This window comes from Clostridium thermobutyricum DSM 4928, assembly GCF_002050515.1.
GTDB lineage: Bacteria > Bacillota > Clostridia > Clostridiales > Clostridiaceae > Clostridium > Clostridium thermobutyricum.
In genome coordinates this window covers 1-18,726 of record NZ_LTAY01000046.1, presented here as the reverse complement: position 1 = coordinate 18,726, position 18,726 = coordinate 1, and the positions used below count along the sequence as shown (strand labels likewise).

General features: G+C 26.4%; 22 protein-coding genes. 4 read left to right on the top strand and 18 right to left on the bottom strand.

Annotated features, from left to right (window positions below; translation table 11 throughout):
• The 4 genes from CLTHE_RS09080 to CLTHE_RS09065 form a co-directional block, all read right to left on the bottom strand.
• Positions 1 to 547 (bottom strand): hypothetical protein (locus CLTHE_RS09080; protein ID WP_143324055.1); only part of this gene is annotated, 547 nt, incomplete at its 3' end.
• Between the two features lie 260 nt (positions 548 to 807).
• Complete coding sequence (locus tag CLTHE_RS09075; RefSeq protein ID WP_080023043.1) at positions 808 to 1,011, bottom strand: DUF378 domain-containing protein; 204 nt, start codon at positions 1,009 to 1,011, stop codon at positions 808 to 810.
• A 54-nt stretch (positions 1,012 to 1,065) separates the two neighbouring features.
• Positions 1,066 to 2,274: a BaiN/RdsA family NAD(P)/FAD-dependent oxidoreductase gene (locus tag CLTHE_RS09070; protein ID WP_080023042.1), complete on the bottom strand. Its 1,209-nt coding sequence runs from the start codon at positions 2,272 to 2,274 to the stop codon at positions 1,066 to 1,068.
• Between the two features lie 13 nt (positions 2,275 to 2,287).
• On the bottom strand, positions 2,288 to 2,605 hold the full coding sequence (locus CLTHE_RS09065) for a winged helix-turn-helix transcriptional regulator (RefSeq protein WP_080023041.1): 318 nt from the start codon (positions 2,603 to 2,605) through the stop codon (positions 2,288 to 2,290).
• A gap of 153 nt (positions 2,606 to 2,758) precedes the next feature.
• On the opposite strand from CLTHE_RS09065, the gene CLTHE_RS09060 reads away from it, so the two are divergent.
• The gene (locus tag CLTHE_RS09060) at positions 2,759 to 3,577 is read left to right on the top strand and encodes a nitroreductase family protein (protein WP_080023040.1); all 819 of its coding nucleotides are present in this window, start codon (positions 2,759 to 2,761) and stop codon (positions 3,575 to 3,577) included.
• 44 nt (positions 3,578 to 3,621) lie between these two features.
• Here the strand turns inward: CLTHE_RS09060 and CLTHE_RS09055 are convergent, their stop codons facing one another.
• On the bottom strand, positions 3,622 to 4,398 hold the full coding sequence (locus CLTHE_RS09055; RefSeq protein WP_080023039.1) for a histidinol-phosphatase: 777 nt from the start codon (positions 4,396 to 4,398) through the stop codon (positions 3,622 to 3,624).
• Positions 4,399 to 4,604: 206 nt separating this feature from the next.
• Between CLTHE_RS09055 and CLTHE_RS09050 the strand changes: the two genes are divergently transcribed.
• The 3 genes from CLTHE_RS09050 (at position 4,605) to CLTHE_RS09040 (ending at position 8,313) form a co-directional block, all read left to right on the top strand.
• On the top strand, positions 4,605 to 4,928 hold the full coding sequence (locus CLTHE_RS09050) for a (2Fe-2S)-binding protein (RefSeq protein ID WP_080023038.1): 324 nt from the start codon (positions 4,605 to 4,607) through the stop codon (positions 4,926 to 4,928).
• Positions 4,929 to 5,085: 157 nt separating this feature from the next.
• The gene (locus CLTHE_RS09045) at positions 5,086 to 6,417 is read left to right on the top strand and encodes an MATE family efflux transporter (RefSeq protein ID WP_080023037.1); all 1,332 of its coding nucleotides are present in this window, start codon (positions 5,086 to 5,088) and stop codon (positions 6,415 to 6,417) included.
• A 117-nt stretch (positions 6,418 to 6,534) separates the two neighbouring features.
• Positions 6,535 to 8,313, top strand: a complete 1,779-nt coding sequence (locus CLTHE_RS09040; RefSeq protein ID WP_080023036.1) for a M3 family oligoendopeptidase — start codon at positions 6,535 to 6,537, stop codon at positions 8,311 to 8,313.
• Between the two features lie 37 nt (positions 8,314 to 8,350).
• Here CLTHE_RS09040 and CLTHE_RS09035 read toward each other — a convergent pair whose 3' ends face one another.
• From CLTHE_RS09035 to CLTHE_RS17135, 13 genes are all read right to left on the bottom strand, one after another.
• Positions 8,351 to 8,941 (bottom strand): hypothetical protein, encoded by a 591-nt coding sequence (locus CLTHE_RS09035; protein ID WP_080023035.1) that lies wholly within the window; start codon positions 8,939 to 8,941, stop codon positions 8,351 to 8,353.
• Between the two features lie 105 nt (positions 8,942 to 9,046).
• The gene (gene atpC, locus CLTHE_RS09030) at positions 9,047 to 9,448 is read right to left on the bottom strand and encodes an ATP synthase F1 subunit epsilon (protein ID WP_080023034.1); all 402 of its coding nucleotides are present in this window, start codon (positions 9,446 to 9,448) and stop codon (positions 9,047 to 9,049) included.
• Between the two features lie 10 nt (positions 9,449 to 9,458).
• Entirely contained in the window at positions 9,459 to 10,868 is a 1,410-nt protein-coding gene (gene atpD / locus CLTHE_RS09025) for a F0F1 ATP synthase subunit beta (RefSeq protein ID WP_080023033.1), read from the bottom strand.
• Positions 10,869 to 10,884: 16 nt separating this feature from the next.
• Entirely contained in the window at positions 10,885 to 11,751 is an 867-nt protein-coding gene (gene atpG / locus CLTHE_RS09020) for an ATP synthase F1 subunit gamma (RefSeq protein ID WP_080023032.1), read from the bottom strand.
• 15 nt (positions 11,752 to 11,766) lie between these two features.
• A complete protein-coding gene (gene atpA, locus CLTHE_RS09015) occupies positions 11,767 to 13,278 on the bottom strand; it encodes a F0F1 ATP synthase subunit alpha (RefSeq protein WP_080023031.1) in 1,512 nt (503 codons plus the stop codon).
• 11 nt (positions 13,279 to 13,289) lie between these two features.
• Positions 13,290 to 13,832 (bottom strand): F0F1 ATP synthase subunit delta, encoded by a 543-nt coding sequence (locus CLTHE_RS09010; protein WP_080023030.1) that lies wholly within the window; start codon positions 13,830 to 13,832, stop codon positions 13,290 to 13,292.
• Between the two features lie 3 nt (positions 13,833 to 13,835).
• Positions 13,836 to 14,315, bottom strand: coding sequence for a F0F1 ATP synthase subunit B (locus CLTHE_RS09005; RefSeq protein ID WP_080023029.1), 480 nt, complete (start codon positions 14,313 to 14,315; stop codon positions 13,836 to 13,838).
• A gap of 19 nt (positions 14,316 to 14,334) precedes the next feature.
• The gene (gene atpE / locus CLTHE_RS09000; RefSeq protein ID WP_080023028.1) at positions 14,335 to 14,553 is read right to left on the bottom strand and encodes an ATP synthase F0 subunit C; all 219 of its coding nucleotides are present in this window, start codon (positions 14,551 to 14,553) and stop codon (positions 14,335 to 14,337) included.
• Between the two features lie 21 nt (positions 14,554 to 14,574).
• The gene (locus tag CLTHE_RS08995) at positions 14,575 to 14,796 is read right to left on the bottom strand and encodes an ATP synthase subunit c family protein (protein WP_080023027.1); all 222 of its coding nucleotides are present in this window, start codon (positions 14,794 to 14,796) and stop codon (positions 14,575 to 14,577) included.
• A gap of 12 nt (positions 14,797 to 14,808) precedes the next feature.
• A complete protein-coding gene (locus CLTHE_RS08990) occupies positions 14,809 to 15,486 on the bottom strand; it encodes a F0F1 ATP synthase subunit A (RefSeq protein ID WP_080023025.1) in 678 nt (225 codons plus the stop codon).
• Between the two features lie 218 nt (positions 15,487 to 15,704).
• Entirely contained in the window at positions 15,705 to 16,520 is an 816-nt protein-coding gene (locus CLTHE_RS08985; RefSeq protein WP_080023022.1) for an alpha/beta fold hydrolase, read from the bottom strand.
• Between the two features lie 200 nt (positions 16,521 to 16,720).
• Positions 16,721 to 18,277 (bottom strand): ABC-F family ATP-binding cassette domain-containing protein, encoded by a 1,557-nt coding sequence (locus tag CLTHE_RS08980; protein ID WP_080023019.1) that lies wholly within the window; start codon positions 18,275 to 18,277, stop codon positions 16,721 to 16,723.
• A 139-nt stretch (positions 18,278 to 18,416) separates the two neighbouring features.
• Complete coding sequence (locus tag CLTHE_RS17135) at positions 18,417 to 18,551, bottom strand: hypothetical protein (protein WP_002597862.1); 135 nt, start codon at positions 18,549 to 18,551, stop codon at positions 18,417 to 18,419.
• Between the last annotated feature and the right edge of the window lie 175 nt (positions 18,552 to 18,726).

Sequence of the window (18,726 nt, the reverse complement as noted above, 5' to 3'; positions counted from 1 at the left end):
ACATATAATAATCATTAGAAATATTATTTTCTTTTATCCTTAAAATTTGGTAGTATATATTAATTATTTTTCCTTCAATCTTTATATGATCAAACATAGATACTCCTTCTATGTTTTTTAAATCTATATTTTTTATCTCTACTAATCTAAAAAAATTATCTAAACAATATAATTTAAGTTTTGATTCTGTTAAAAAAGCTCTATAGTAAGATGTTCCCCCCATATCCCAATAATCTGGAGCTGCACTTCTTATTGTTCTATAAAACAGTCCTTTATAAAAAAATTTACTTGAAAAGTTATTGTCTATATAATCAGTTACAACTTTTCTAAGTATTTTATGTTGTCCTACTCCATAGGCTATAGATGAATCTATTAGATCCTCTAAATTATCTAATTCTAATATTTTTTCTTCAATACACCCAATATCTAATTTTGTATACTTTTTGTAATAAAGATGGATAGACTCATTAAGAGCTCGTATCTGTTCATCGGACATTCCTTTTTTTATAAGCTCTGCTTTTTGAAAATCTTTAAAATATTCTTTCATATATAGCACCTTCTAATTTGTTATTAATATGTTATTATTTATAATTTTACCAATTAAAACTTTTGTATAAATAACCAAATGATTACTTTTTTGTTAATTTTAATATGTAAAGTTTTGATTTTTAATTTATATATATTGAGTCTGTTCTAAATATAAAAACAAACTATATATTTAGAAAACATTTTTAATTAAAAAAGGACTTTTTCACATGAAAAAGTCCTTTTAGTTAGCTTTAAAACAAAGCTTTTATTTTGTATAAATTAATGATGAACTCTTCTTCTATCTCTAGCAAAGAATGATATAGCGTATAGCCCACCTAATCCTACTAAAATATATATTATTGCACTTAATACGCCTATTCCGAATATAGCTTCTACAACATTAAATCCAAAGAATCCTATAATTCCCCAATTTATTGCTCCTATTACTACTAATATTAAAGCAATTCCATCTAAAAATCTCATAATAAATTACCTCCTGTTATTAAGATAATTTTATTTTGCCCTGTATTCAGATAATTATTCCTCTAATCTACCTGCTAAATTTCCAGTAGAAAATGCTATTTGGAGATTATATCCTCCAGTTTCTGCATCTACATCAATTACTTCTCCACAAAGATATAATCCTTTAACTATTTTGGATTGCAAAGTAGATGAATTTATATCTTTAACAGATACTCCTCCACTTGTTACCATAGCTGCTTTTATTGTTAATGTTTCTCTTGCAGTAATGGTCATTTCCTTTATCATAGATATTAATTTATTTTCATCTTTTTTCTTAAGTTCTGCTGATTTTACTTCTTCTAAATCACATAAGCTTATTATTTGCTTTAAAAAATTTTGAGGTAGAAGTCCTTTTATATTATTTATAACAGTTTTTTGAGGATTAGATCTTATTATACTTCCTATCTCCTCTCTGCTTTTATCACTTAAAAAGTCTAAAGTTAAAGTTATATCTTCATTTTCAAGAGCTTTATTTATATATGAAGATAATTTTAATACTCCCGGACCCGATATACCAAAATGAGTAAATATCATATCTCCTATTTGTTCAAATTTTTTCTTTTTAACCCTTGCTCTCATTACAACTTCTTTCATTGATATCCCTTGTAGTTTTGAGATAAAATCTTCTTTTATTACTAATGGGATAAGTGCTGCATACTGAGGTTGCATTTTATGTCCATACTTTTCTAATATATCATACATACTACCATCTGAACCTGTTTGAGGATGACTTTTTCCTCCAGTTGCAATTATTACTTTATCTCCATTAATTACTTCTATATTATTTATAACTACTCCCTTTATTTTATCCTCTTCTACAATTAAATCTGAAACTTTAGAATTGTATAAAATTTTTACTCCTTTATTTTTTAAATCATCTAAAAGAGTTTTTATAACATCATCTGCTTTATCACTTCCTGTATAAACCTTTTGATCATATTCAACTTTATATTCTAAATTTTTACTTGAAAAGTAATCTAAAAGATCTCTATTTGTAAAGCTATAAAAAGCTGAATATAAAAATTTTTTATTTGTAACTACTTTTTGTAACATCTCATCAATATCTCTATTATTTGTTATGTTACATCTTCCTCCACCAGTAAGTTTAAGTTTTTTACCAACTTCATTATTTCTCTCTATTAAAATAACTTCATTCTTTTCTGAAGCTTTTAATGCTGCCATTATTCCTGCTGGCCCTCCACCTACAACAATTACTTTTTCCATATGTAAATCTCCTCTATTTTAATTTTTTTCCTAATTCCTCTAAAACATTAAAAACCTGACATAATCCTAGAGCTTCCCTTGTTAAAGAATATTCAACATGTGGTGGAATTTCATCAAATTGTTCTCTTAATACTAATTTATTTTCTATCAATTCTTTTAATATTCTAGTAAGCATTATACTTGATATTCCATCTATATTTTTTTGTAATTTATTAAAACGTATTTTATCTTCTTTATATATTTCTAGAATAACTCTCAATCTCCATTTTCCACTTAAAAGCTTTAATGACTTTTGTATTGCTTCTTCATCTCTTAGCTTCTTTTTCTTCATATAAAGGTCTCCTTACTAAACTTTTTGTAAGTAAGTAAACTTTGTTTGCCTACTTGTCATAATTTTAATGTAATAATATAATCTCAATAAAGATATACATTAAAAATTATACGGTATAAATTTAAAATTTAAAAGAAAGAAGTTGATTTTTAAATGATGTTAGTTGATAACGAAAAATGTATTGGGTGTACTCTTTGTACTCAAGATTGTATAGTTAGTGATATTGAAATGAGAGATGGGAAAGCATTTATAAAAAATGAAGCTTGTATAAGTTGTGGACACTGTATAGCTATATGTCCTAAAAATGCTGTGTCTACAAATCACTATGATATGAATGAGGTTAAAGAATTTGATAAAGATACTTTTTCAATTACGCCTGAAAATTTAATGAATTTTATAAAATTCAGAAGAAGTACTAGATTATTTAAAAATAAAGAAGTTGAAAATGAAAAATTAGAGAAAATTTTAGAAGCTGGAAGATTTACTCAAACAGGAAGCAATATGCAAGATGTATCTTATGTTGTTGTTAAAGATAAATTACAAGAGCTTAGAAAATTAGTTCTTGAAACTTTAAATGATTTAGGTAATAAATTACTTACTGATGCATCAACTGCAGATTATATAAAAAATTATGCAAGAATGTGGATAAAAATGTATAATGACTTTTTAGAAAATCCTAATGGAGAAGACAAGCTTTTCTTTAAAGCTCCTGCTTTAATAATAGTTAAATCTCCTTCATATGTTAATGGTTCTTTAGCTTCATCTAACATGGAACTTATGGTTAATGCTCTTGGCCTTGGAACATATTTTAGCGGATTCTTAGCAAGAGCTGCTGTTGCAAATCCTAAAATAAATGAATTCTTAGGATTAAAAGAAGGTGAAAATCTTGTTACTTGTATGGTTATAGGATATCCAAGAGTTACTTATAAAAGAACAGTTCCAAGAAAAGAAATATCTGTTGAGTGGATTTAAACTAAAAAATATCCTAAAGTATAAATATACTTTAGGATATTTTTTTAAATTTCTAATCTATCTATTGTTTCTAAGTCTAGCTCTTTAGCAAAATCTAATCCCTTTTTATAATCTTTTAAATCTTTTGGATTATGTGCATCTACTCCTATTATTCTTTTAACTTTATACTCTTTTGATAGTTTCCAAAATTCTTTATGAGGATATGGATATCTTTCTCCATCTTTACATTTTACTTTTGCTTTCTTCATTCCATTTATATTTATTTCTAACGGCATATTTAATCTTTCTGCCGCTTCTAGAATCCTTCTCGAAGCTTTTATTGAATATTCATCCCATTCTTTGTATATCATAAAGAAAAGGTCTGGATGAGCTAAATATTTAAAAAGACCAGTTTCCATTGATTTTATTACATGATTTATGTATTCTTCTAGCATAAAATGGTCCAATTCCCATCCTACGTAAACCCAATTCCCTTTATGTTTAAAAAAGTGAGCTCCTAAAATTAAATAATCAACTTTGTATTCTTCTTTTAATTCTTTATAAATCCATTTTAGCTCTTCAAAATATTCACATTCTAATCCTTTTTTTATTTTAATTTTATCTCCAATAAGCTTTTTAGCAGAATCTATTTCGCTAAAATAGCTACTAAGTTCATCATAAAACATTCTTGATTTATCATCAATTCCTAATCCTGGATGTGGCATATGATCTGATATTCCTATTTCTTCATATCCTTCTTCTATAGCCATTTTTACATAATCTAAAACATTTCCAGTAGCGTGCTTACATCTTAAATTATGAGTATGGTAATTAGTTTTCATTAATATCACTCCAATTAAATTTTAATTTCATCATTATAATAACATATATTTTTTAATTTATTTTAAACTCTATTAAATAATTCTTTATTCTATAGCTATTTAATTATAAAAATATTATAATATATTTCATGTTTATGATCTTTTATAGATAAAATTAAAGAAAATAAGCTAAATAAAACATTATATATTAAAGGAGTGTGTTCATTATGAGTAATGGAGAAAGAATTATTTGTAGATGTAAAAATGTTAGTTATATAGATATTAGAAAAGCTATGATAAATGGAGCTAGAACTCTTGATGAGATTAAAGAAGCTACTGGTGCTGGTACTGGATGCGGTGGATGTATTCCTGAAATCGAAAAAATATTAGCTAGTGTTTGTGGATGTAAAAACGTTTCTATGGAAGCTGTAGTTAATGCGGTAAAATCTGGCGCTGATACTGTAGAAAAAGTTGGAGAAATCACAGGTGCTGGTACTGCATGTGGTAGATGTAAGGCATTAATCCAAAATGTAATTGATAAAAGAGGCTAAATTTTTAAAACCAAAGTAAAATTTTACTTTGGTTTTTTTATTTATGAACCTCTTATTCATAAATAAAAAATATAATTAACTATTTATACCTAGATTTTTTTATTATATGATGCTAACATTTTAAGAATGAAATATTATAAATAAAAGGAGGATTTTTATGGATAGAGATTATATTTTAGGAAAAGAAAAGATTCAGAAATCTGTTCTAAAGATAAGTTCTCCTTCTGCTATTTCTACAGTATCTACTGTAATTTATAACATAATAGATACAATTTTTATAGGAAGATATGTTTTTTCTATTGGTATTGCTGCTGTATCTTTATACTTACCAATTCAAATGATGATTTCTTCAATTGCTATGCTTTTTGCATCTGGAGTTGGTTCATTTATATCTAGGCAATTAGGTAAAAAAAATATAGATAAAGCAGAAAAAGCTGTTGGAACATTAGTTGCATTTATATTAACTATATCTATAATTCTTTGTATTATTGGTTTAGTTTTTACAAAAGATATTGTAGAGTTATTTGGCGCTAGAGGAAATGCTATTTATTATTCCTCAAGGTATGCAGAAATGATGTTTATAGGAATCTTATTTAATCCTCTTTGTTTAGCATCTAATAATGTTATGAGAGGTGAAGGTTCTACAAAATATTCTATGATTGGTACAGTTATAAGTATTATATCTAATATCATTTTAGATTTTATTTTCATAGTAATATTTAAATGGGGAGTTTTAGGAGCTGGACTAGCAACTACTATTGCTAAACTCATAAATTTACTTTACGTAATTTATTGCTTTAAATTTAAAACTCTACTTAAAGTAAAATTAAAATATATTAAATATGATTTCAAACTTATTAAAGAATGCTTACCTATAGGATTTTCAACTTTCCTGAATCAATTTGCTGGGAGTATATCAATAATGCTACTAAATAATGATTTATACCACTTTGGTGGAAATTATGTTATAGCTGTATATGGGATAGTTTTTAAATTAACTTCTATTATACAAAAATCTGTTGCTGGCTTTAACAGAGGTAATCAACCTTTAATAGGTTATAATTTTGGAGCAAATAATATAAAAAGAGTAAAAGAAGCTGTAAAATGGGGATTTATATTTTCAACTGGAGTTGCATTAATTGGAACTATTTTAATAATGATTTTTTCTAAACCATTATCAGAAATGTTTACTACTAAACTAGCTTTAATTAATTATAGTAGTAAAATTTTAATAATAGCTTTATTAGCCTCTCCATTATTAGGTATATACTTTCTATCAATTTCCTTCTATAGAGCTATTGGAAGAGCCAAAGAATCTATTATTCTTTCTTTATTTAGAAGAGTAATTTTCTTTATTCCATTATTATATATATTACCTTATGGTTTTAATTTAGGATTAGAAGGTATCTGGATTGTTTTACCTTTATCTAATTTTATTTCAGCTTTATTTGCTGGAACTTTACTTTTAAGAACTTTAAAAACTTTGTAAACTACAACATAAAAAACTACAAGTTTATACTTGTAGTTTTTTTATTTATTTTTATATAACATTTTTAATAATTATTAATGATATAATTTTATATATAACTATATAGGAGGTACTATTATGAATGGAAATTGGAATTTAAATAATTTATATTCTAGCTTTGAATCACCTGAATTTAAGGCTGATATGGATTTATTTAATAAAAAAATTAATAATTACAAATCTTTTGTTTCTTCAATAACTAACGATAGATTTGATTTAAAAGAAAAACTAAAAAAATATATAAATGAAACAAATAATTTTAAAGCTTTATCAAATAAACTTATAATGTATTCAAATTTAGTAATGAGCGTAAATACTAAAGATGTAGTGGCTATTAAAACTCTTGATATACTTGAACAAAAATTAGCTTCTATTGCAGATTCAGAAGCTAAACTATATAAATGGATAGGATCAATAGATAATTTATCAGAAATAATAAATTCATCTGATTTATTAAAAGAGCATGCATTTCATCTTAACGAAATAAAAGAATATAGTAAACATATATTAAGTGATAGAGAAGAATTAATAATTGCTCAAATGAAAGGTTCTGGATCTTCTTCTTGGACTAAATTAAAAGATTTAGAAACTTCATCTTTACTTGTTGATATTGAGATAAATGGTGAAAAAAAATCTTTACCATTAAGTGTTGTTAGAAATATGGCATTTGATAAAGATGAAAAAATTAGAAAGGCTGCTTATGAAGCTGAATTAAAATCTTATACAAAAATCGAAAATTCTGTCTCTTCTGCTTTAAATGGAATTAAAGGTGAAGTTATAACTATTTCTAAATTACGTGGATATTCTAGTCCTTTAGAAGAAACTGTTATTAACTCTAGACTAGATATGAAATCTTTAAATGCAATGCTTTCTGCTATGAAAGAAAGTCTTCCTGTATTTAGAAAATATTATAAAAGAAAAGCTGAATTATTAGGAAATAAAAATGGTCTTCCTTTTTATAATCTTTTCGCACCAATAATAGATTCTGAACAAAAATTTACTTTTGATGAAGCTAAAGATTTTATAATTAAAAATTTCACTACTTTTTCAGAAAAACTAGGACTTTTTGCTAAAAATGCAATTGAAAATGAATGGATAGATGTTTATCCTAAAGAAGGAAAAGTTGGTGGTGCATTTTGCGAAAATCTTCATATGATAGGTGAAAGCCGTATAATGCTAAATTTTGGAGAAACTTTAAGTGATGTAATAACTTTAGCTCATGAATTAGGTCATGGCTATCACGGAGAATGCCTTTTAAAAGAAAGTGAAATAAATTCAGAATATCCTATGCCTATTGCTGAAACTGCCTCAACATTTTGTGAAACAATAGTAAAAAAAGCTGCTGTAAAAGGTGCAAATAAAAATGATGCTATTGCTATTTTAGAAACAGAAATTTCAGATTGTGGTCAAATAATTGTAGATATTTTAAGTAGATTTCTTTTTGAAAGAGAAGTATTTGATAGAAGAAAAGAAGCTTCTTTAAGTTCAGAAGAATTAAAAGAAATTATGATTAATGCTCAAAAAGAAACTTATGGAGATGGTCTTGATTTTAATTATCTTCATCCTTATATGTGGGCTTGTAAACCACACTACTATTATGCAGAAGCAAATTTTTATAATTTTCCTTATGCTTTTGGACTTTTATTTTCAAAAGGACTTTATGCTGAATATTTAAAGAGAGGTTCTGAATTTGTTGAAGATTATGATAAACTGTTAAGTGTAACTGGTAAATCAAATTTAGCAGATATAACTAAACTTATGAATATTGATATTCAATCAATTGATTTTTGGAGAAACTCTCTAAAAATAATTGAAGATGACATAAATAATTTCTTAGAATTAAGTAAAAATTTATAATAAAAAACCTTGCTAAAATTTTTAGCAAGGTTTTTTATTAAGATATATAATCTTTTGCAAAATTATATTCATAAGTTTTTTCTGCAAGAACTGAATTATATGAATCTAAATTTATTTTATATTTATTTCCTATATTAGGCACTCCTTCACAAAAACTAAATGCTATATTCTTTGATAAATCTTCTAGACTTTGAATATTGAAATTTTGTATATTAGGAATAGCTGTTTTATTAAGATTTTCTAACTTATTAATATTATCAATTTGTATATTAGTAAGATTGCTTAACTCTTCTGAATTTTCATTTTTTAAACTTATAAGATTCTCTTTTATATTTTCTAATATAGTATAATCTTTATTTAAAATACTAACAGCAGTATCTTTAGCTATTAAATCTCTTAATGTGTATTCTATCGTATTTCCCATATCTCCAGAAATAGCTTGTATCTCTATAGTATTTCTTAAAAATGAATTCATATACTCTGGTCCATTAGTTAAATTTTGTACAGTTTTCGATGATATTGCATTTTCTTCTTTTATATTATTTTTTACAAAATAACTTCTTGGAATTACTATTAATATTCCAACTATAATTACTATCAATATTCCTAATAAACTCTTAATCTTCATCCGTATATCTCCTTAAAGGATTTTTTCTTTTTCTTCTATAATAGCATATCATAACTATTCTAAAATTACACATAAATTAAATAAATCCAAAAAAATTATGAACTATTATCTTTTAGAATTTATAAAATCTATTCTTTCTATTGCCCTCTTTAATGATAATATAGCTCTAATATCATTAACTTCCTTTTCCTTTAATCTTTTTTCAGCTCTTTCTTTAGCTTTTTTTGCTTTTTCTAAATTTATTTCTTCTTTTAATTCAACACTACTTGTACATATTATAACTTTATCATTTTTTACTGCTAATATTCCTTCACTTAAAAATAACTCTAAAATTTCTCCATTTTCTTTTTCTATTTTAATTACTCCAGGTAATAAACTACATATAAAATTCTTAAATTCTTTTAATATTGTAAACTCCCCAGAACTATTTTTTAAAGTTATCATTTTTATATTTTCACAAAATGCTTTTTTATATGGAGTTATTATTTCTAATTCATAACTATCCATCTATTCTCTCCTATACTCTTTCTAAATCCTTAGCTTTATTTAGTACGTCTTCAATACTTCCAGCAAATAAAAAAGCTGATTCAGGAATATTATCTAACTCTCCATCTATTATTTTTTTAAATCCTTTTATTGTATCTTCAACTTTAACATATTTTCCTTTCATTCCTGTAAATTGTTCTGCTACTGTAAATGGTTGTGATAAAAATCGCTGAACTTTTCTAGCTCTTGATACTAAAAGTTTATCTTCATCTGAAAGTTCATCCATTCCAAGTATAGCTATTATATCTTGAAGTTCTTTATATCTTTCTAAAATATTTTTAACTGCTGTAGAAACTTCATAATGCTCTATTCCAACAATTCTTGGATCTAATATTCTTGATGTTGACTCTAATGGATCTACTGCTGGATATATCCCAAGTTCTGCAATATTTCTTGATAAAACTGTTGTCGCATCAAGATGAGTAAATGTTGTTGCCGGAGCAGGATCTGTTAAATCATCAGCTGGAACATAAACTGCTTGCACTGAAGTTATTGAACCATTTTTCACTGAAGTTATCCTTTCTTGAAGTGCTCCCATTTCTGTAGCTAATGTAGGTTGATATCCTACTGCTGATGGAATTCTTCCTAAAAGTGCTGATACTTCTGAACCAGCTTGTGAAAATCTAAAAATATTATCTATAAATAAAAGTACATCTTGGCCTTCATCTCTAAAAGCTTCTGCCATTGTTAATCCTGTAAGTGCAACTCTCATTCTTGCACCTGGTGGCTCATTCATTTGACCAAATACTAACGATGTATTTTTAATTACACCTGATTCATTCATTTCTCTATATAAATCATTTCCTTCTCTTGATCTTTCCCCCACTCCAGTAAATACTGAGTATCCTCCTTGCTCTTTTGCTATATTATTTATTAGTTCTTGAATTAAAACAGTTTTTCCAACTCCTGCTCCTCCAAAAAGACCTATTTTTCCACCTCTTTGATATGGAGCTATTAAATCTATTACTTTTATTCCTGTTTCAAACATTTCTGGTGAAAGTGACTGCTCCTCAAAACTTGGAGCTTTTCTATGAATAGGACAATAACTTACATCTTTTAATTCTTCTTTTTCATCTATTACTTTTCCTAATACATTAAAAAGTCTACCTAAAGTTTTTTTACCAACAGGCACTTTAATTGGACTTCCAGTATCATAAGCTTCAAGCCCTCTTCTAACTCCTTCTGTAGTTTCCATAGAAATAGCTCTTACAATATCATCTCCTACATGTTGCTCTACTTCACAAACAAGAAAAGAATCATCTTCGAGTTTTATATTTATTGCATTAAGTATGTTAGGTAAAAATTTTTTATTAAATTGTATATCTATTACTGGGCCTATAATTTGTACTACTTTCCCAACTTTGCTCACATTGCTATACATCTACTACTCCTCCCATCTATTTTTGCGCTTCTGATCCACTAACTATTTCAGATATTTCTTGAGTTATTGCACTTTGCCTTATTCTATTGTATTTTGAAGTTAAACTTTTTAATATATCATCTGCATTTTTAATTGCACTATTCATAGCTTGCATTCTTACACTTTGTTCACTAGTTTTTGAATCAAATATACAATTTATAATTTTACCTTCTAAATACTTATATATAAGTATATTAATTAACTCTTCTACATTCTCTTCTATACTAACAACTTCATCTAAATGTAAATTCTCATTTTCTTTAAATTCATTTTTTAATGGCAATAAATTTTCTTCTACCACTTCTTGTTTTATAGCAGATTTATATTTTGTATAAACTAATATTACTTCCCCAAAATTCTCTTTGTAGTAACTTTCCATAAAATCAAATACTATATTTTTTATATTTTTATAATTTTCTTCATTATCTAAGTCACCATAACTTTTATATAAATTAAGCTTATATTTATTTATATAAGATATTCCCCTTTTACCAATCACTAAAACACTTATATTTTCTTTTTCAAGTCCGTATTTTTCATTTATAAACTCTATACAATTTCCATTGAAACTTCCACATAATCCTGAATCAGATGCTATAACAAGAAATAGCTTATTGTTAGATTTATTTTTTTTAAGAAAAATATTATTTTCATTTCTTCCAATATAAAATATCTCTTTTTTTATATTACATATTTGATTAAAATAACAATAATTCTCTTTTAATTTTGTTTTTGCATTTCTTAATTTAGAGATAGATATAAGCCCCATTGCTTTTGTTATTTTTTGAGTATTCTTTACACTATTGATCCGTCTTTTTATTTCTAATAAACCTGTTGCTGACATATTTTCTCCTAAATCTTATTCTTCTAAAAACATATTTTTAAAAGTTAAAATAGCTTCTTCTAAATCTTCTTTTATTTCATCAGTTATCTTTTTTTCTCTCTTTAAACTATCTAAAAGAAGTATCTCACTTGATTTTATATACTCAAAAAATCCTTTTTCAAATGCTCTTATTTTTTTAACATCTATATCACTTAAAAAATCATTTACTCCTGCATAAAGCATTATTATTTGATAATTTACATCTAATGGTTCATATTGATCTTGTTTTAAAATTTCTACTAATCTCTTACCTTTTTCGAGTCTTCTTCTTGTGTCTTTATCTAAATCTGATCCAAATTGTGCAAAAGAAGCTAGCTCTCTATATTGAGCTAATTCTAATCTTAGTGTTCCTGCTACTTGTTTCATAGCTTTTATTTGAGCATTTCCTCCAACTCTAGAAACTGATATTCCTGCATTTACAGCTGGCCTTTGCCCTGAATAAAATAAATCAGAATCTAAAAATATCTGTCCATCTGTTATTGAAATTATATTAGTTGGAACATAAGCTGAAACATCTCCTGCAAGAGTTTCTACTATTGGTAATGCAGTTAAAGATCCTCCACCAAGTTTTTCTGATAATTTTGCTGCTCTTTCTAAAAGCCTTGAATGAATATAAAAAACATCTCCAGGATATGCTTCTCTTCCTGGTGGTCTTTTCAATAAAAGAGACATAGTTCTATAAGCTACTGCATGTTTAGATAAATCATCATATATTATAAGTACATCTTTGCCTTTTTCCATAAAATATTCACCAATTGAACAACCTGCATATGGTGCAATATATTGTAATGGAGCTGGCTCAGAAGCTGAAGCAGACACTACTATACTATAATCCATAGCCCCTTCTTCTCTTAAAGTATTTACTAAGCTTGCAACAGTTGATTGTTTTTGACCTATAGCCACATAAATACAGATTACATTTTTCTTTTTTTGATTTAAAATTGTATCTATTATTATAGATGTCTTTCCTGTTTGTCTATCTCCAATAATAAGTTCTCTTTGTCCTTTTCCAATTGGAATAATTGAGTCTATAGCTTTTATTCCTGTTTGAAGTGGTTCATTAACAGGACTTCTATCAATTATAGAAGGCGCTTTTACCTCAATAGGTCTAAATCCATCATTTTTTATAAATCCTTTTCCATCTATTGGATTTCCTAAAGCATCTATAACTCTTCCTATAATTCTATCTCCAACAGGAACTTCTACTATTTTTCCAGTTCTAACTACTACATCTCCTTCTTTTATTCCTTCTTCAGGTCCTAAAAGCACACATCCTACACTATCATGCTCTAAGTTAAGAGCCATACCATATACACCTTTAGGAAACTCTAAAAGTTCTCCTTCAACACATTCATCTAATCCATATACAGTTGCTACTCCATCACCAATTCTTATAATTGTACCTGAATCCACAGTTTTTAAATATCTTTCATATTTTTCAACTTCATTTTTTATAACAGAAGTTATCTCTTCTGGTTTAATATGCATAATATCACCTCCTATTTATTTTCTTTTAAAAGCTTATTTCTTAAATCTTCATATTGTTTATTTATTGTTCCATCTATAATTTGATTATTTATATTTATATAAATTCCTCCTATTATACCTTCATCAATTTTTGTTTCTAATAAAACTGTCTTATTATATTTTCTTTCTAATTTTTCTACTAAATCATCATATTGCTTTGTAGTTAACGGAATTTTTGTTTTAACTGTTCCTTTTATTGTATTTAATTCTTCTAAATAAATTTCTTCTAATTGATTTAATTTTTCTCTTAAATAAAGAATTCTTCCTTTTTCTATCACAATATATAAAAAAGTTAGTAATTCATCATCAATTTTTCCTTTAAATAAATTTGAAAAAATTTCTTTTTTTCTATTGATACTAATTTCAGGGTGTTTAAGTAATTTCAAAAGTTTTTTATTTTTATCTAATACTTCACAAATCTCATATAAATCACTTAAAAATTCTTCTACTTTATTTTTAGTTTTCGCAATTTCATATAAAGCTCTAGCATATCTTTTATCTAAAAAATCATACATAGCTTACACCTCAAAATTCTCTATAAATTTATCTAATATTTCCTTTTGATTTTTTTCATCAAGTTCCTTTTCAACTATTTTCTTAGATAAGGTTATTGCTAAATCTACTGATTTTTCTTTTATTTCTTCCATAGCTTTAAGTTTTTCTCTTTCAAGTTCTAATCTTGATTTTTCTTCTATTATTTTTGCAGAGTTTTTAGCTTCATTTATTATTTCATCATAAATTTTATCAGCTTGATTTTTCCTTTTTTCTGTTATTTTCTTCCCTTCAATTCTAGCTTCCTTTAACGCTACTTCCTTTTCTATAATCATTTTCTCTGCTTGTTCTTCTTTTTCTTTTGCTTCATTTATTTTATTTAAAATAAATTTTTGTCTTTCCTCTATTAAATTTTCGATTTTATTCCAAAAAAACTTTTTCAATATTAAAAGTAAAATAATAAAATTTATTATTGTTGCTATTACTTTTCCTAATTGCAATTCCATATTTATCACTCCTTTTAATCTATTTAACAAATAAAAGGATTATAGCTACAACTAATCCATATATAGCTGTTGCTTCTGCAAGTCCAGCACCTAATATAAATAAACTTTGTATTTTGCTACTCATATCTGGTCTTTCTGCTAAACTTTCTACAGCTCCTTTTGCTGCTATTCCAATTCCTATTCCTGCTCCAATACTTGTTACTGCTGCAAACCCTGCTGCTAATACTGAATAATCCATATCTTTTCTCCTTTTTTAAAATTATTTTACAAAAAGTATAATCATAGAAATTATAAATCCATATATAGCTGTTGCTCCACAAAGCCCTGCTGCCATTATGAATATAGCTTGTATCTTACCAGCTGCCTTTGGTTGTTTTACAGTTGCTTTTATAGCTGCTGATGTTGCTATTCCAGTTCCTATTCCACCACCAATTCCTGCCATAACTGCTATCCCTGCTGCTAACATTCCTATTCCGCTCATACTATAATCCTCCTACTCCTCTGCTTGCAATTTAATTGTTATTATTGTTAACATTACAAATATAATTGTTTGAATTGTTCCATCAAATAAATCAAAAAATCCATGTGGTGCTATTGGAATTACAAGTTGTGCAAACCAATTTATTTTAGAAAGACCTGTATATACAAGTTCCATTACTATTGTTGCCGCTAATACATTTCCAAAAAGCCTTAATGCAAGTGATAATGGAAATACTATTTTTTCCATTATGGTTATAGGTAACATAGCTACAAAAGGTCTTCCATAACTTTTAAAATATGACTTTAATCCATTTCTCTTAATTGCATTTCCATGTACTAAAACAAAAGTTATAATTGTAAATCCAGTAACTACACTTAGATTTCTCGTAGGTGGTGCAAATCCAAATATTCCAAGTATATTTAAAACTCCGAGATAAATAGCTAGTGTTCCAACAAATGGTATATAAGAACTATATGACTTATCCATATTCTCTTCCACTAAATTATTTACCTTCTCATATATGAGTTCTAAAACTATTTGAATTTTACTTGGATTTTCAACACTAAAATTTCTTGTGAAAATCATTGCAATAAGGATTAATATTCCCATTACCACCCATTGAATTACAATATCACCACTTATAGAAAGACCGGCAATCTTCAATTCAAAAAGCTCTCCGAAAACATCCATATTTCTCATCCCCTTTAAATTCTCTTTTAATAAATCTATACTATTCCTCCTAAAACTAATTGTCAATATTTACCATTATTTTTTTATATACAAATTTTTATCTATTTTCGATTATATTTTTATGTAATTATTTACTATATATTTTTATAATTTATTCTTTTATACTTTAGTTTTAATTAAAATAAAAAGAGTTAGTTTATACTAACTCTTTTTTTGCTTTATTCTTCAATAAAACTCACTATTTCTTTATTAAACTTATCTTTTTCATCATAAAAAAGTCCATGTCCACTATTACAAAACTTTATTAATTTAGAATTCTTTATAAGCTTTCTTTGTTGTTCTGCTAAAGGAAATAAACATACTTTATCATGAATACCATGAGCAATTAATGTAGGTACATCTATTTTTTCCATGTCCTTAAATAATTTTTCTTCATCAAGCCAAGTATTAGCAATTTCAGCTGTAGCCCAACTTGCAGCTTGTAATCCTAATAGTAAGAACCATTCCATAAACCATTTACTATGTTTTTTATAAAAGAATGTATCGCCAAAATTCTTTAGCATTTTAGGCCTATCACTATATGTTCCTTCTATTATTTGATAAACATCTTCACGCTTTATTCCATAAGGAAAATATGAACGCCTTATAAGACTTGGTGCTGCTGCTGCACAAAGAATAAGTTTATCTACTCCATAACCTTTATGCCTACTCATATATCTTATAGCTATTGCACCTCCTGTAGAATGTCCTAATAATATAAAATCCTTTAATTTTAGTTCATCTACTACTGCCTTTACATCATCACTTAATGTATCATAATCATATCCATTTACAGGTCTATCTGATTTACCAAATCCTCTTTGATCTATTCCAATACATCTATATCCTTTTTTTATTAAATCATTATATTGATATTCAAATAACTCATGACTTCCTGGCCATCCATGTAAAAAAACAATTGTTTTATGTCCATTTTCATTAATATCTTCTAAATATACCTGAACATCTTCTTCAACTTTAACGTAAAATCCCATAAATTCACTCCATTAATAACATATTTATTAATAAAATACTCTTATAATGTCATAATTGTTCATATAAAAAATATATAATTCAATCATATTTACTATAATTTAATTGATATATTCCATAATAGTAATTTTATATTATTTCCTTTATCTTCGTATTATATAACAAAAAAGAGTTAGCTTTTAAACTAACTCTTCTATTAAAACTATACAATTTTAGTTGTCCATTCCTCACAATTCCAAATATCTGTAACTACATCTCTATAAAACTCTGGTTCATGGGAAACAAGTAATATTGTTCCTTTATATTCTTTTAATGCTCTCTTTAATTCATCTTTAGCATCTTGGTCTAAGTGGTTTGTAGGCTCATCTAGAATTAATATGTTTGTTTCTACATTTAGGATTTTGCATAATCTAACTTTCGCTGCTTCTCCTCCTGATAAAACTCTTATTTTTGATTCTAGTTGCTTTGTAGTAAGCCCACATTTTGCAAGTGCTGATCTTATTTCATATTGAGTTTTACTTGGGAACTCATTCCATACTTCTTCTATACAAGTGTTATTGTTATCTTCTCTATCTTCTTGTTCAAAATATCCTATTTGTTGATAATCTCCAAGTCTAACATTTCCACTTAAAGGTTTTACCTTTCCAAGTAAGCTTTTTAAAAGTGTTGATTTTCCAAGTCCATTTGCACCTACTAAAGCTATTTTTTGACCTCTTTCCATATAAAGATTTAATGGTTTTGTAAGAGGCTTATCATATCCAATTACTAAATCTTCTGTTTCAAATATTATTTTTCCCGATGTTCTTCCTTGCTTAAAATTAAATTCTGGTTTTGGTTTTTCTTCTGAAAGTTCTATTCTTTCCATTTTATCAAGTTTCTTTTGTCTTGATTTTGCCATACCAGTTGTTGCAACATTTGCTTTATTTCTTGCAACGAAATCTTCAAGTCTTGCAATTTCTTTTTGTTGCTTTTCATAAGCTTGGATAAGTCTCTTTTTATTCTCATCATATATTCTTTTAAACTCATAGTAGTCTCCTACATAACGAGTTAATTTTCTTTCTTCAACATGATAAATTAAATTTACTACATCATTTAAGAATGGTATATCATGTGATATAAGTATGAATGCATTCTCAAAATTTTGTAGATATCTTTTAAGCCATATTATATGCTCTTCATCTAAATAGTTTGTAGGCTCATCTAAAAGTAATATATCTGGATTTTCTAAAAGTAATTTTCCAAGAAGTATTTTAGTTCTTTGTCCTCCTGATAAATCATCTACATCTCTGTCAAGACCTAAATCTAAAAGTCCAAGCCCTTTAGCTACCTCTTCTACTTTTGCATCTATAAGATAAAAACCATTATTATCAAGCATATCTTGTATAACAGCTGTTCTTTCTAACATTTTATTTAGTTCTTCTTCTGTACAATCTCCCATTTTTCCATAAAGATCATTCATTTCTATTTCTAAATCAAAAAGATATTTAAAAGCATCTCTCAATGCATCTCTTATACTTGTTCCCTTTTGAAGTACTGCATGCTGATCCATATATCCAACTCTAACGTTGTTTGACCAAATTACATTTCCTTCATCTGGCATAAGTTTTCCTGTAATTATATTCATAAAGGTAGATTTACCTTCTCCATTTGCTCCAATAAGTCCAACATGTTCCCCTTTTAAAAGTCTAAAGGAAACATCTTCAAATATAGCTCTATCACCAAATCCATGATTTACATTTTTAACTGTAACTACGCTCATTTTTTCCTCCTAGTATAAACATTTCTACAAATTAGTTTAAATTATCCCAATCTCTTTGTAAAGAAATTTAGTATTAATTCTCTTTCAAATATAAAATTTAAAAGATGATTTAAACATAAAAATTTAAATCATCTTTTTATTAATCCATTGTATTCATTTTATGTCCGCATGTTTTGCATTTATAATATTTTTTGCCATACTGATTATTATCATAAGCATATTCATATTCTTCTAAAATATCTCCACATATAGGACAAATTTTCTTATCTTCCAAAGCTTTTCTCCCTAATGTTTTTTTATTATTATAAACTTTTAAATTTATTTTTTCAAATTCTAATTTTTATCTTTAAATATATTTACTATTTCAAATATTATATAACATATAAAATATATATTTTTTATATTTGAACTTGATTTTTATTTGCAATCTGTAATTCTAATGCTACTTC

Bases quoted from the DNA above. Each gene is read 5' to 3' on its own strand.
- CLTHE_RS09075 (WP_080023043.1), bottom strand. From the start codon at position 1,011: ATGAGATTTTTAGATGGAATTGCTTTAATATTAGTAGTAATAGGAGCA.
- CLTHE_RS09070 (WP_080023042.1), bottom strand. From the start codon at position 2,274: ATGGAAAAAGTAATTGTTGTAGGTGGAGGGCCAGCAGGAATAATGGCA.
- CLTHE_RS09065 (WP_080023041.1), bottom strand. From the start codon at position 2,605: ATGAAGAAAAAGAAGCTAAGAGATGAAGAAGCAATACAAAAGTCATTA.
- CLTHE_RS09060 (WP_080023040.1), top strand. From the start codon at position 2,759: ATGATGTTAGTTGATAACGAAAAATGTATTGGGTGTACTCTTTGTACT.
- CLTHE_RS09055 (WP_080023039.1), bottom strand. From the start codon at position 4,398: ATGAAAACTAATTACCATACTCATAATTTAAGATGTAAGCACGCTACT.
- CLTHE_RS09050 (WP_080023038.1), top strand. From the start codon at position 4,605: ATGAGTAATGGAGAAAGAATTATTTGTAGATGTAAAAATGTTAGTTAT.
- CLTHE_RS09045 (WP_080023037.1), top strand. From the start codon at position 5,086: ATGGATAGAGATTATATTTTAGGAAAAGAAAAGATTCAGAAATCTGTT.
- CLTHE_RS09040 (WP_080023036.1), top strand. From the start codon at position 6,535: ATGAATGGAAATTGGAATTTAAATAATTTATATTCTAGCTTTGAATCA.
- CLTHE_RS09035 (WP_080023035.1), bottom strand. From the start codon at position 8,941: ATGAAGATTAAGAGTTTATTAGGAATATTGATAGTAATTATAGTTGGA.
- atpC (WP_080023034.1), bottom strand. From the start codon at position 9,448: ATGGATAGTTATGAATTAGAAATAATAACTCCATATAAAAAAGCATTT.
- atpD (WP_080023033.1), bottom strand. From the start codon at position 10,868: ATGTATAGCAATGTGAGCAAAGTTGGGAAAGTAGTACAAATTATAGGC.
- atpG (WP_080023032.1), bottom strand. From the start codon at position 11,751: ATGTCAGCAACAGGTTTATTAGAAATAAAAAGACGGATCAATAGTGTA.
- atpA (WP_080023031.1), bottom strand. From the start codon at position 13,278: ATGCATATTAAACCAGAAGAGATAACTTCTGTTATAAAAAATGAAGTT.
- CLTHE_RS09010 (WP_080023030.1), bottom strand. From the start codon at position 13,832: ATGTATGATTTTTTAGATAAAAGATATGCTAGAGCTTTATATGAAATT.
- CLTHE_RS09005 (WP_080023029.1), bottom strand. From the start codon at position 14,315: ATGGAATTGCAATTAGGAAAAGTAATAGCAACAATAATAAATTTTATT.
- atpE (WP_080023028.1), bottom strand. From the start codon at position 14,553: ATGGATTATTCAGTATTAGCAGCAGGGTTTGCAGCAGTAACAAGTATT.
- CLTHE_RS08995 (WP_080023027.1), bottom strand. From the start codon at position 14,796: ATGAGCGGAATAGGAATGTTAGCAGCAGGGATAGCAGTTATGGCAGGA.
- CLTHE_RS08990 (WP_080023025.1), bottom strand. From the start codon at position 15,486: ATGGATGTTTTCGGAGAGCTTTTTGAATTGAAGATTGCCGGTCTTTCT.
- CLTHE_RS08985 (WP_080023022.1), bottom strand. From the start codon at position 16,520: ATGGGATTTTACGTTAAAGTTGAAGAAGATGTTCAGGTATATTTAGAA.
- CLTHE_RS08980 (WP_080023019.1), bottom strand. From the start codon at position 18,277: ATGAGCGTAGTTACAGTTAAAAATGTAAATCATGGATTTGGTGATAGA.